This is a genomic window from Streptomyces sp. NPDC055099, from assembly GCF_053607685.1.
In genome coordinates this window covers 343,162-356,095 of record NZ_JBSGUA010000010.1, presented here as the reverse complement: position 1 = coordinate 356,095, position 12,934 = coordinate 343,162, and the positions used below count along the sequence as shown (strand labels likewise).

7 protein-coding genes are annotated in these 12,934 nt (G+C 72.9%); 3 read left to right on the top strand and 4 right to left on the bottom strand.

The window, feature by feature from the left end; all coding sequences use genetic code 11:
- Positions 1-320: 320 nt before the first annotated feature.
- A complete protein-coding gene (locus tag ACWFRU_RS25400; RefSeq protein WP_453690465.1) occupies positions 321-2,813 on the top strand; it encodes a hypothetical protein in 2,493 nt (830 codons plus the stop codon).
- Between the two features lie 136 nt (positions 2,814-2,949).
- On the top strand, positions 2,950-3,390 hold the full coding sequence (locus tag ACWFRU_RS25395; RefSeq protein WP_453690464.1) for a hypothetical protein: 441 nt from the start codon (positions 2,950-2,952) through the stop codon (positions 3,388-3,390).
- Positions 3,391-3,444: 54 nt separating this feature from the next.
- On the opposite strand, the gene ccrA is transcribed toward ACWFRU_RS25395, so the two are convergent.
- Positions 3,445-4,725 carry a crotonyl-CoA carboxylase/reductase gene (ccrA, locus tag ACWFRU_RS25390; protein ID WP_453690463.1) on the bottom strand — a complete coding sequence of 427 codons (1,281 nt, stop codon included), beginning with the start codon at positions 4,723-4,725 and terminating at the stop codon, positions 3,445-3,447.
- Positions 4,726-4,933: 208 nt separating this feature from the next.
- Here ccrA and ACWFRU_RS25385 point away from each other — a divergent pair, with 208 nt between their 5' ends.
- Positions 4,934-5,917, top strand: coding sequence for an acyl-CoA desaturase (locus tag ACWFRU_RS25385; RefSeq protein ID WP_453690462.1), 984 nt, complete (start codon positions 4,934-4,936; stop codon positions 5,915-5,917).
- Here the strand turns inward: ACWFRU_RS25385 and ACWFRU_RS25380 are convergent.
- From ACWFRU_RS25380 to ACWFRU_RS25370, 3 genes are read right to left on the bottom strand one after another with little or no spacing between them, the layout of a single operon-like run.
- Positions 5,859-6,881 (bottom strand): alpha/beta hydrolase, encoded by a 1,023-nt coding sequence (locus ACWFRU_RS25380; RefSeq protein WP_453690461.1) that lies wholly within the window; start codon positions 6,879-6,881, stop codon positions 5,859-5,861. The two genes, ACWFRU_RS25385 and ACWFRU_RS25380, sit on opposite strands and share 59 nt — an antisense overlap.
- 47 nt (positions 6,882-6,928) lie before the next feature.
- Positions 6,929-11,011, bottom strand: coding sequence for an acyltransferase domain-containing protein (locus ACWFRU_RS25375; RefSeq protein ID WP_453690460.1), 4,083 nt, complete (start codon positions 11,009-11,011; stop codon positions 6,929-6,931).
- Positions 11,008-12,813 (bottom strand): fatty acyl-AMP ligase, encoded by a 1,806-nt coding sequence (locus ACWFRU_RS25370; protein ID WP_453690459.1) that lies wholly within the window; start codon positions 12,811-12,813, stop codon positions 11,008-11,010. The genes ACWFRU_RS25375 and ACWFRU_RS25370 overlap by 4 nt, the downstream gene beginning before the upstream one ends.
- Positions 12,814-12,934 lie beyond the last annotated feature (121 nt).

The following is a 12,934-nucleotide window of genomic DNA, read 5'->3' as shown; positions in this document are numbered from 1 at the left end:
GACGACCCAGCGGTGCGGGCGGATGTAGCGGTACAGCGCCCGCCAGGTCTCCCCCGCGGAAAGCCGCTCCTGCCCCGGTCCCTGTGGCGCCGGCCTGTGGTGGGCCGGCTGCTCCTGCTCGTTCTTGGTCACGTGGGACAGGACGCCGACGACGGCCGATCTGCCTGAGCGGCGGCCCGGACCTTCGCCCCGTGGTCCGCCCCGTAACCCAGATCGGGACGCGGAGTTAGAGGATCTGGCGAATTCATTGCAGAGACGATTCTGCAGGGCAGTGTGGCGTGGGGCGGGCAGACGGGCTCGCGGCATGGAAGGGCCCGGGCATGAAGGGGATGACAGGGCGAGTGCGTGTGCGCGGGGGTGGCCTGCTGGGCCGGGCCGAAGAACTGTCGGAACTGCGCGGCCTGCTGGCCCGGAGCAGGCTGGTGACGGTGACGGGCGGCGCGGGAGTCGGCAAGAGCGCCCTCGCGGCACACGCCGCGGCGGCGGTGAGCAGCCAACTGACGGACGGCGTGATCGTCGTGCGCTGGTGGGACGGCGGCACCGCGCGGGGGCAGTCGGTGGCACGGGCGGTGATCGAGGCGATGGACGGGGAGCCGGGGGGAGTGCAGGGCTGGGACCCGGGTGACGAATCGGGCGGGGTGCCGGGTGGCGAACCGGGCGGGGTGCCGGGTGGCGAACTGGGCAAGGTGCCGCGCTTGCAGGGCAGAGAGCCGGGCTGGGAGCCAGGTGGAGAGCCGGGTTGGGAGCCAGGCGGAAAACCGGGCGGGGTGCCGGGCGAAAAGCCCGGTGGAGAGCCGGACGGTGGACCGGACGAGGTGCCGCGCGGCGTGCAGGGCGGAGAGCCGGACCGGGAGCCGTACGAGAAACCGGGCGAAGGCTCCCGCGACGCGCAGGACCGAGAGCCGAACCGGAAGCCGGACGGGAAACCGGGCGAAGCCCCGCGCGACGTGCAGGGCCGACGGCCAGCCGGAAACCCGGGCGAAGCCCCCCGCGGCGCGCAGGGCCGAGAGCCGGACCAAGAGCCCGGCGGGGAGTCCGGGGCCGCTGGGTGTGGGGATGGTGTGGTCTCTGCTGGAGGTGGGCGGAGGGTCGGGGCGGCGGGGCCGGTCGGTGAGGCGGAGCTTATTGCGCGGCTTCGGGGTCGCCGGGTGCTTGTCGTGCTGGATGACTTCGATCCCGTACGGGAGGAGTGCGTGCGGCTCGTGCAGTCGTTGCTGCAACGTGCGCCGGGCGTACGCGTTCTCGCCACGGGGCGGCAGCCGCTTGGCCTCGGCCAGGAGTTGGTGCTGCACCTCAGGCCGCTTCCCGTAGGCGTAGGGGTAGGCGCACCCGGTACGGATGAGGGGCCCGGGCCCGCGGTGGAGCTTTTCATGGAGCGTGCGCGCGGAGTCCGGCGCCGGGCGGAGACGCGGTCGGCTCCGGGCACCGGCGCGCCCTCCTCGCCCCCTCCCGCCCCACCCGACGAAGCCGAACTGCGCGCCGTGAGCGACATCTGCGCACGGCTCGAAGGCGTACCGCTCGCCCTGGAACTCGCCGCCACGCAGACCCTCCTGCATCCGCCGACGCGCCTCGCGCACATGCTGCGGCGCACCCAGGGCTGGCTCGGCGGGCCCCAGGCTCCCCTACGCCGCCACCGGTCCTTGCGGGCCGCCGTGGGCGCGAGTTACGCGCTGTGCGGGCAGGACGAACGCAGCGTCTGGGCGCGGCTCAGCGTGTTCCCGGGCGAGTTCGACGAGGACGCCGCCGTCCACGTGTGCGCGGGCGGCGGACTCGACCCGGCGCGGGTGGCGTCCTGCCTGGCCCGCCTCGTCCTGGCCTCGGTCCTGGAACCGGTGCGTGACCCCGGTGGCGTGCTGCAGCCCCGCTACCGGCTGCCCGCGGCGGCCCGCGGCTTCGGCGCCGAACGCCTGGAGTCCGCGGGCGAGTCCGCCGCGGCGGCGGCCCGCCACCTCGACTGGTACCGCACCGTCGCCGCCACCGCACACCAGCTGTGGAGCACCGGACGGCACGAGCAGGCGACCCTGCTGCTGCGCGACGAGGAGCCGAACCTGCGGACCGCGCTGGAACGAGGTCCGGACAGTGCCGACCGGGGTGCGACCGCCCTCGGCATGGTCGTGGACCTGTGGTTCTGGTGGGCGGTCTGCGGACACGCCGCCGAGGGGCGCGAGCACCTGCGGCGGCTGCTGCCGCTCGGGCGCGCGGACACCGTGGCCGGGCCCGCGGACACCGTAAGCAGCGGCCAGGCCCTGTGGCTGGCCGGCTGGCTCGCGGCCTGCACGGGCGCGCCGGAGGCCGAGGAACTCCTCGGCCAGGCCTGGCGGGCCGCCATGCTCTCCGGGGACGACGCGACCATCGGCCGGGTCGCCCACGTACAAGGCGTCATCGCGTTGCGCGACGGCGAGACGGAGCGCGCCATCGAGCACTTGCGGGAGGCCGCCCACACCGTCCCGGTCCACGCCGACCACGGCCCGCCCGCCGCGGTCAGCTGGGCGGGGCTCGCCGTGGCGCAGGCCCGCGTCCGCCCGGCCGACGCCCTGCACAGTGTCCGCCGCGCGTCGGCCGGCACGCAGACGCGGCACGACATATGGGCGCGCTCCATGACGCAGTACGCCCACGCCCTCGTCGAGCATCTGCGCGGCCGGCACAGCAGGGCCTGGCGCCGGGCGCACAAGGCACTCGCCGGAGTCGTCTCCGTGGCCGGGCCGGTCGGTGCCGCCTCCGTCCATCAGTTGATCACCGCGATCGAGCACGGCCCCGCGCTGGGCGCGGTCGAGTGGACACCGCCGTGCGGGTGGGAACCACCGGGCACGTGAGGCACTTGGGTCAACTTATCCAAAAGACGCCTGTTCATCTGATTCGTTCATCTTCACGCGGTCTACACATGGTTCGACCAGGAAGCGAACCCCCGCGCAGCCGGGTCCGAGCGGAATTCAACGGACAGATGGAGAAATGAAGTTGACCGTGAACCGGTTGAAGCTGAAGTACACGTCGGTGAAGTACACGGCGGTGGCGGGAATCGCGGCTCTGGCCGTTCTGGCGGGTCCCGCGGCGGCCGGTGCCGGCGCCGTGAGCCCGCACACCTCTCCCGCGCCCGGCGCCGCCGCGACCGCGGCCCCGCGTCCGACACTGACGGCGAAGTCGACCACGGCCAAGGTGCGCGCGTGGCAGAACTTCTACATCTACGGAGTCGGCCGCAACATGAAGCCCGGTACGCGCGTCACGCTCCAGCAGAAGCAGGGCAAGCGCTGGGTGTCGCTGCCCGCGTCGGTCTACACCGCGCGCAACGGGACCTACAAGATGCGGGTCAAGCTCGGCCTCAAGGGCCGCAACGCCCTGCGCATCGTGGGAGGCCGCGCCATCTCGCCCGTCGTCTTCGTGAGGGTGCGCTGAGCGCGGACGCACGCGGGACGGGCCCTCCCACGGATGGGGAGGGCCCGTCTCCGTTCATGTCAGGGCCGGGCCACGCCTGCCCAGACCGGCTCTCGGCGCGAGCGCGAGCACGCCGACCTTTCCCGTGTGATGGTTCGTCTGGACGAGGCGGGCGGCCTCGGCGGTGTCCTGGAGGTCGTACGTCACCGACAGCGCGGGCCGGATGTGACCGAGGTCCAAGAGGCGGGCCACCGCGGCCTGCTCCTGGAGATTGGCGCCGTGGCTGCCGATGACGCGCTTGAGCCGCATCCAGAGGTAGCGGTTGTCGAACTCGTGGAGGTAGCCGGTGCTCGATCCGCAGGTGACGACGGCGCCGCCCCGGCGGACCACGAACACGGAGACCCCGAAGGTCGCCCTGCCGACGTGCTCGAACACGATGTGCGGGTCCTCCCCCGCCTCGGCGCGTATCCGCTTGCCGAGCCTCTTGCCGACCGCCGCCGGATCGGCCGGAGCGGTGCCGGTCAGCCCGATCTCGGCGCGGTTGATCACCGCGTGACAGCCGAAGGCACGGGCGCGCTCCGCCTTCTCCTCGCTGCCGACCACACCCACCGCGATGCCGCCGCCGTTGCGCACGAGCTGCGCCGCGTACGCGCCGAGGCCGCCCGCCGCGCCCCAGATCAGCACGACGTCGCCCTGGGTCATCCGCGCGCCGCGGTCGCTGACCAGCATGCGGTAGGCGGTGCCCGCGCACAGCGGGTTGGCTGCCGCCTCCTCCCAGGTCAACCGGTCCGACTTGCGCAGGAGTTGACTGGCGCGGGCCACGCAGTAGTGGGCGAGGCCGCCGAAGTTGGTCTCGAAGCCCCAGGCGAGCTGCGCGTCGCCCAGCATGCCGTCGGCGTGGGTCGCCGGCTCCTCGTCGTCCACGTAGGCGGGGCTGACCACGACCTCGTCGCCGATGTTCCAGCGGCGCACCCCGGCCCCCGTACGGACGATGACACCGGCCGCGTCCGAACCCACCACGTGGAAGGGCCGGTCGTGCCGCTCCGCCCACCCTCCTTTCGCACCGAAATGCCGCAGGAAAGAGAATGTGGATAACGGCTCGAACATCGCCGACCACACAGTGTTGTAATTGATTCCGCTCGCCATGACGGCCACCAGGACTTCGTCCGGGGCGAGTTCCGGCATCGGCACCGGGCCGACATGAAGTGTCTTTCGGACATCCTTGTCCGCGACCCCCGTGAAACTCTCCACGTCTTCCCTCCGCAGATGCGCGGCGGTGAATTCGGCGGGTACGGGAAGTCGGCGCAACTCGTCCGCATCGGCTCCCGCGACGACCGCTTCTGCGAGCACATCCATGAGGTTCCTCCTTCGGCACAGTTGTCCAACGGGTCCATACAGTGCGGCGGAACATGCGCCTTCCACAAGCAGATCGGCCGCAATTCATCGGGATCGCTAATCAAGCCCAGGCTCTGTCATCACTTTCCGAGTAGAGGCCTCCGTAATTCCGTCGCTAATGTCCGGCTCACCCGCACTGAAAGCCCGCGCTGAAAGGTGAGAAAATCTCATGGAAGAAGAGAGCGTGAACGCCGTCCAGGGCGAACGTATGGGCACTGCGGACCGGGTCGTCGTGGGGGTGTTCGTCGGAATTCCCTTCGTCGCGGTGATCGCGTCCGTCGTCGTGCTGTGGGGGTGGGGGGTCACCTGGCACGACCTGGTGATCGGCGCGGTGATGTACGCCGTCGCCGTGCACGGCATCACCATCGGCTACCACCGCCTGTTCACGCACAAGGCGTTCAAGGCCGCCCGCCCCCTCAAGATCGCCCTCGCGGTGGCCGGGACGATGGCCGTCGAGGGCGACGCGATCACGTGGTGCGCCGATCACCGCCGCCACCACCGGTTCGCGGACCAACCGGGGGACCCGCACTCCCCCTGGCGGTTCGGGACCTCCGTACGCGCCCTGCTCAAGGGCATGGTCTGGGCGCACGTCGGCTGGACCTTCAACAACGACAAGACGGACCAGCGCAAGTACGTCCCCGACCTCCTCGCCGACCGCGATCTGGTCATGGTGGCGCGCTGGCAGCCGTTGATCGTGCTGTTCTCGTTCGGTGCGCCCGCGGTGGTGGGCGGTCTCTGGGGTGAGGGCGCCTGGGACTCCGGCGCCGCCTGGTCCGCCTTCTTCTGGGCGGGTCTCGTCCGCATCGGTCTGCTGCATCACGTCACCTGGTCGATCAACTCGATCTGCCACATCAGCGGGGACCGCCCCTTCCGGGCCCGGGACCGCTCGGGGAACGTCTGGTGGCTCGCGCCGTTCTCCGGCGGCGAGTCCTGGCACAACCTCCATCACGCCGACCCGACGTCCGCCCGGCACGGGGTGCTACGCGGCCAGATCGACTCCAGTGCCCGGCTGATCCGCCTCTTCGAGCTGGCCTCGTGGGCGAGCGCGGTGCGGTGGCCCGACGAGCGGCGGCTCGCCCGCATCTCCGCCGACGTCAGGACGCCCGCGCGGGCAGCCCAAGGCCCGCCGCCAGCGTCGGCCAGGAAGCCTTGAACTCCCGTTGCCAGGACGGCCAGGCGTGGGAGCCCCCACGGTAGAAGTTGACCGTCGCCGGGACGCCGGCACGGTCCAGCTTCCGCGTGAACGCGTGCGCCTGGCTCCACAGCGTGCCCTCCAGGATCGCGCCCTCCAGGTTGCCGAAGTCGCTGCTGGGGATGCCGCTGCCCTGCGAGACGTAGAGCCGGGTGCCGGCCAAGTGCTCGGCGAGGGCGGCGGGGTTGTGGCGGTTCCAGTTCTCGCGGTGCAGGAAGGGACTGCCCCAGAGGGCGGAGGGCAGTTGGAGCTCCCGGGCGACGATGGCGTTCATCACCGTCGGCATGCCGAGGGCCGTGGTGTCCAGGACGCCGCTGTACGAGGCGGCCGCACCGAAGGTGCCGGGGTGCCGGGCGGCGAACGCCATGGCGCCGTAGCCACCGGTGGAGACTCCGGCGACGGCGCGGGTGCCGTTGGCCCGGTAGGTGGCGCGCAGAAGCCCCGCCAACTCCTCGACCTGGAAGGTCTCGTAGTCGGGGGCGGTGGGGCTGCCGTGGTTCCACCAGTCGGTGGGAATGCCGGTGGGGCCCGACGCCGGGATCACGGTGAGGACGTCCTTGTCGGCCAGGAACTCCTCGACGTCCGTCTCGCGGGTCCAGGACGTGTAGTCGTCGTGAGCGCCCTGGAGCAGGTAGAGCACGGGCCAGGTGCGGTCGGGCTGTTCCTTGAAGCGGGCAGGCAGGATGACGCGTACGGGGAGCTGCTTGCCCACGGCGGGTGAGTGCACGGTGAGGTCGACGGTGCGGGAGTCGATCCACTTCTCGCCGACGACGTGCGGGCCGTCGGCGGCCCGGACCGCCACCGGGGCCGCGGTGGGCGCCCCCAGGGCGGTGGAGGTACCCAGGGCTCCGCCGGTGGCGAGGAGCGCGGTGGCCGCGGCGACGGCGGCCAGTTTCTTGCGTGGTCTGCGGTGTTTCTGCGGCATGGGCGCGGTCCCTTCTCGGACGGGCAGGCGGTGGGAGGTGCGAGCGGTCAGGCGTCGCGCAGGTCGCGGGTCAGGAACTCCGCGAGGGTGTCCACGACCGGCGGGTCGAGCAGGGAGAGGTGGTGTCCCGGCAGCGGGGTCACCGTGAGGTCGGTGCAGTGGGCGTCCCACCCGAGGCTTTCGTCGTCCCGCTCGTAGCGGATGTCGCGCACGGTGTGCGGGGCCGGTTCGGTCGCCCGGTAGAGGAGGGTACGGCCCGCGTACGGTCCGGGACTGTGGCGTTCGCCGCTACGGAGGTCGAGGGCCGAGGTGCGCTGATGGTCGAGGACCGCCTGGGGAAGGTCGACGGCCTGTTCCAGGAGTTTCATGACGAGGGCGATCTGCTCGGCGTCGTCCCGGCGCGCCAGCTCCTCGTAAGGCAGGGCGAGTTGGGCGCGATAGGTGCGCTCGATGTACGCGGCGAAGTCGGCGTAGCGGCGCTGCGCTTCCTCCACCGGGGTCAGGCCCGGGGGCACGGGCAGAGGAAGTACGGAATCGAGGAGTACCAGGGCGCGGACGGTGCCGTGCGGCGTGAGGAGCCTCGCCGCCTCCTGGGCCAGCAGCCCGCCGTAGGACCAACCTCCCAGCAGCCATGGCCCGTTGGGGCTCATGGCGCGGATACGCTCCGCGAACTCCGCCGCACGGGGCCCGACGTGCTCCGGGGTCTCCAGCCGGTCGAAGCCGTACACGGGGCGGGAGGCGGACAGGCGGTCGGCGAGGCGTGCGTACACCTCGGAGGTGCCGCCCGCGGCGTGCGCCAGGAAGAGGGGGGTGCCGGGCCCCGTATCGGCCAGCACGCGAAGGGGGCCCTCCCTGCGCCTTGGCCCGGGTTCTGCCCGAACCCGAACCCCCCTGATGCCGCGCCCCTGTGGCAGCACCTCCGCGACCCCCCTCAGCGTCGCCTGCCGCAGCAGTACGCCCGGCTCCAGCTCCACCCCGAACTCCCGCTCCACCGCGGTCCGGATGCGCGCCGCGCTGAGCGAGTCGAGCCCCAGGTCGGTGAGGGGCGTGTCGGCGTCGATGCGGTCCGGGGTGTAGCCCATGACGTCGGCCACACAGCCGCGGAGACGGTCCAGCGGGCCCACGGCGCGGGTGCGGGGTACGGGACGTGGCATCGCGTGCGGGCCGGGTGCCTCCCCCGCCCAGAAGCGGCGGTGCCGCCAGCGTGGCGTGGGGACGTCGACGACGCGGGCACCGGGATGCAGGTCCTGAAGTGGCGCGGGTCCGCCGACACCTCGTACGAGCAGCGTGGCCAGCGAGGTGCGGAAGGTGAGCGCGTCGTCGGTGCCGCGGCGCAGGGTCGGCAGGATCAGCGGGTCGTCGGCGCCCGCTTCGCGCAGCGTCTCGGTCAGCGGGTGCAACTGCGTGGGGTGCGGCGCCACTTCGACGAACAGGCGGTGGCCGTCGTCGGCTGCGGCGCGTACCGCCTGGGTGAAGCGGACGGGACGGCGCAGGTTGGCGATCCAGTAGCCGGCGTCGCAGGGTGCCGGGTCGCGCGGGTCGGCGAGGACGGTGGAATAGCGACGGCAGCCGGGCCGCGCGTGGCGCACGGTGCCGAGCTCCCTGGCGAACTCGCCGAGCAGCGGGTCGACCTGGGGCGAGTGTCCCGCCCCGGAGACGCGCAGGGAGCGGGCGAAGCCGCCTTCCCCGGTGACGTGGTCGATGAGTCCGCGCACATCGTCCGCGGAACCGGTGACCACGCTCTGTACGGGCGACGCGTGCACCGCGACCTGGAGCGTACGGAAGTCGGCGGCCAGCGCTTCGACGTGCTCGCCGGGCCGGTCCACCACGGCCATCGCGCCGCCCGTGAGCCCGGCGAGGAGCCGCGAGCGGATCGCGACGACGCGCGCGCCCGTGGCCGTGTCGAGGGCGCCGCAGGCGACGGCCGCGGCGATCTCCCCCATCGAGTGGCCGATCACGGCGGCGGGTTCGAGGCCGTACGACCGCCACAGCTCGGCGAGGGCGACCTGCAGACCGAAGAGGGCGGGCATGACGACGGCGGGCGAGGTCAGATCGGCGCCGGGGTCCATGCAGTCCCGCAGCGAGATGCCGGCCTGGTCACGCAGCAGCGGCTCCAGACGGTCGACGGCGGCGGCGAACTCCGGCTCCGTGGCGAGCAGTTCGCTTCCCATGCCGGGCCACTGCGACCCGTATCCGGAGAACACCCACACGGCCCCGGGGTCGGCACCGGCCGCGGGCGCTCCTGGGCCGGGCACCTCCAGGACCACCCGCGCGTCGGGCTCCCGCCCGGCCAGATGAGCCAGTGCCGTGGTCAGCTCCGCCCGGTCACGGGCGACGACCGCCGCTTTGTGGCGGCCCCTCCCCACGCGGCCGGACAGGGTGCGGGCCAGGTCCGCGGGGCGGACGGTGCGGCTGTCCGGACCCGCGAGCCACTGGGCCAGCTCCCCGGCGTACGCGCGTACGCGGTCCTCGGTGACGCCGTCGAGCAGGGCGACGGCCGCTCCGGTGGCCGCCGCGCGTGGGCCGCGCGGCACGCGGTGTTCGGCGAGGACGACGTGCGCGTTCGTGCCGCCGAAGCCGAACGCCGAGACTCCCGCGCGTGCAGTGCCGGAGTAGCGGGGCCACGGCTCGGGACCCGTGACGACGCGCAGGCCGAGCGCGTCGAGGTCGGCGTGCGGGCCCGGGGCGGTGAAGTGCAGGTGGGGCGGGATCTCGTCGTGGTGCAGGGAGAGCACCGTCTTGATGAACCCGGCGATGCCCGCCGCCGCCTCAAGATGACCGATGTTCGTCTTCACCGAGCCGATGAGCAGCGGCTGGTCGGCGGCCCTCCCCCGGCCCGCGCCGAGCGCGGCCGAAAGCGCCGAGGCCTCGATCGGATCGCCCAGCGCCGTGCCGGTGCCGTGTGCCTCGACGTAGTCCACCGAGGCGGGCGAAGCGGAATGGCACTGCTCCAGGAGCCTGCGCTGGGCATCGGCACTGGGGGCCGTGAGTCCGTTGGAACGGCCGTCCGAGTTGACCGCGGTGGACTCGATCACCGCGAGGATTCGGTCGCCGTCACGTTCGGCGTCGGCGAGACGCTTGAGGACGACGACGCCGCACCCCTCGCCGCGCACCATCCCGTCGGCCGACGCGTCGAACGCCTTGCACCGCCCGTCGGCGGCCAGCGCTCCCGCGCACTGGAAGCCGAGCGTCACCGCCGGGGAGAGCAGCAGGTTCACCCCGGCGGCGAGCGCCAGGTCGCTCTCCCCCGCGCCGAGGCTGCGTACCGCGTGGTGCACGGCGACGAGCGAGGAGGAGCACGCCGTGTCGACGGCCATGCTCGGGCCGCGCAGGTCCAGGAGGTAGGAGAGGCGGTTGGCGGCCACGCTCAGCGCCGCGCCCGGCGGGGTCCAGGCCCCGATGGACTCCGGGTCCGCGGTGGTGAGATGGGCGTATTCGTTGCCGCTGATGCCCACGAAGACCCCGGTACGGGTGCCCGCGAGGGACGGCACGGACAGTGCCGCGTGGTCGACGGCCTCGCGGGTGACCTCCAGGAGCATGCGCTGCTGCGGGTCCATGGCGGTGGCCTCGTCCGCGCCGATGCCGAAGAACTCGGCGTCGAAGCCCGCCACGCCCTCGATGCTCCCGTCCCCGAGGAAGCCGCCGTGCCTGCTGAGGTCGTCCGGCAGGCTCTTCCCCGCTCGGACGAACGGCGCCCAGCGGTCCTCGCCGACCGTGCCCACGGCGTCGCGGCCCTCGCTCAGAAGCCGCCAGAAGGCGGCGGGCGAGGTGACCGCGCCGGGCAGCCGGCAGCCGATGCCGATGACCGCCACCGGTGCGTCGCCCTGCGTGGCTGACGCAGCGATACCCGCACCCGCCTGCTTCGACGGCGCACCGCCGTGCTCCGGTTCACCGCGCGCCACCCGCTCGGTGAGCGCGCCGATCGTGGACGCCTCCCAGAGCAGCGTCGCGGGCAGCCGAGTGCCCGCCAAGTCGCTCAGCCGTGCCGTCAGGACGACCGCGTCGCGTGAGGTGAGACCCAGCTCCGCCAGCGGGCGGTCGTCCGCGATCTCCTCGGCCACGAGGCCGTACCAGGCACTCAGGCTCTCGACGATCGCGGCCCGGATCTCCGCCTGGCCCGCCTCCCTCATCGCGCGTCCTCCGCGCCGCTCCTGCCGCCCTCGCCGAAGGCGCCGCGCAGATGGCGGGCCCGGGCCGCGGCTCTGGCGACCTTGCCGCTGCTCGTCCTCGGCAGTGAGCCCGGCGGGATGAGGAGGAGTTCGGCGAGGCGCAGTCCGTGCCGGGCCGAGACGGCGGCCGTGGCGGTGCGCAGGGCGGCAAGCGCTTCCTCTTCCGTGGGTTCGGCGCCGCGTCGGTGCTCGGCGACGACGACCAGGACTTCGGTCTCGGTACCCGTCCAGGGGGCGCAGAACGCGGCGAGACGGTCCCTGCGGACGAGGTCGACGGCCGACTGCACGGTCTCCTCGATGTCCTGGGGGTAGTGGTTGCGGCCGTCCACGATGATCAGGTCCTTGAGCCGGCCGGTGACGTGGAGCAGTCCGTTGTGAAGCGCGCCGAGATCGCCCGTGCGCAGCCAGCCCGCCTCGCCGTCGTCACCGTCGTCGCCGCCTTCGCCGCATTCGCCGTCAGGTGGGCGGAAGCCGAAGACCTCCTCCGAGAGGCCGTTCCGCTTCCAGTAGCAGAGGCCGATGTTGGGGCCGCGCAGCATGATCTCGCCGACCTCGCCCGGCTGGAGTGCGGCGCCGGTCACCGGGTCGGCGATACGCAGCTCCTGTCCTGCCGGGGTACCACAGGCGACCAGGCGCGTTGCCCCTGGATCCGTCACCTCCACCGCTTCCAGGCGCCCTTCGGACAGGGCAAGCGGATCGCATGCCACGACGGCGGGCGGCGCGTCGAAGGTGTCGGTCGTCACGAACACGGTGGCCTCGGCGAGGCCGTACGCCGGACAGTGCGCCTCGGGTGCGAGCCCCGCGTCGGCGAACGCGTCGCGGAAGCGGTCGACGGTGCCGGGGCGCACGGGTTCGCTGCCGTTGATGAGGACCTTGACCCGGTCGAGGCGCAGCTCGGCGGCCTCGTCCCGGTCGACCCTGCTGGCGCAGTAGTCGTACGCGAAGTTGGGGGCCGCGCTGATCGTCCCGGGATACGCGGCGAGGAGCCGCAGCCAGCGCACCGGGTGTTCGAGGAAGGCGACCGGGTCCATGAGGACCGAGGGGAATCCGCCGACGACGGGCGCGGCCACGCTCAGGACGAGGCCCATGTCGTGGAAGAGCGGCAGCCAGCCGACCGTCGTGTTGGCCGCCGCGTCGGCCGCGAAGGCGTCGATGGCCTGGCGGGCGTTGGCCACCACGTTGGCGTGGCTGATCACGACGCCCGCCGGACTGCGCGTGGAGCCCGAGGTGTACTGGAGGTAGGCGATGTCGTCCGGTTCGAGCCGCTCGGGCAGGGCGGCCTGCGACGTCTCGCCCGGCCGGTCCGCCAGGAACACGGGAACGGGCGGCAGCCCTTGCACGGACATGAAGCGCTCGACGCCGGGAGCCGTCGCCGCGTCGGCCAGCACGCACGCGGGTTCGCAGTCCGCGAGGACGGCCGCCAACCGGCCCTCGTGGCCCGGCAGTTCAGGGCTGAACAGAGGTACCGCGATCACTCCCGCGTAGAGACACCCGAGGAACGCCGCCGCGTAGTCGAGACCCTGCGGAAGCAGAAGCGCCGCCCGCTCCCCGGGGCCCGCGATCGCCGCGATACGCCCGGCGAGCGCGCGCGCCCGCACGTCGAGCCCCTGCCAGCCGAGGGTGTGATGCAGGCCGGGGGACGACGGCTCGGGAAACTCCACGTGAGTGAAGGCGCGTTGGTGGGGCCGGGCGGCGGCCCAGTGCGCCAAGTGGTCGGTCAGCAGCGGGCCTTCGGGCGGCTGGAGGGGCTGAGTGGTGGACATGGCGGCTCCAACTGGACGGCGCGGGGCCGGGGGGCGGGCCTCGCGGGGACCGGGACGAGCGACGTGCGGGACCGGACGAGTGACGGTGAGAGACCTGAACGAGCGACGTGCGGGACCGGTA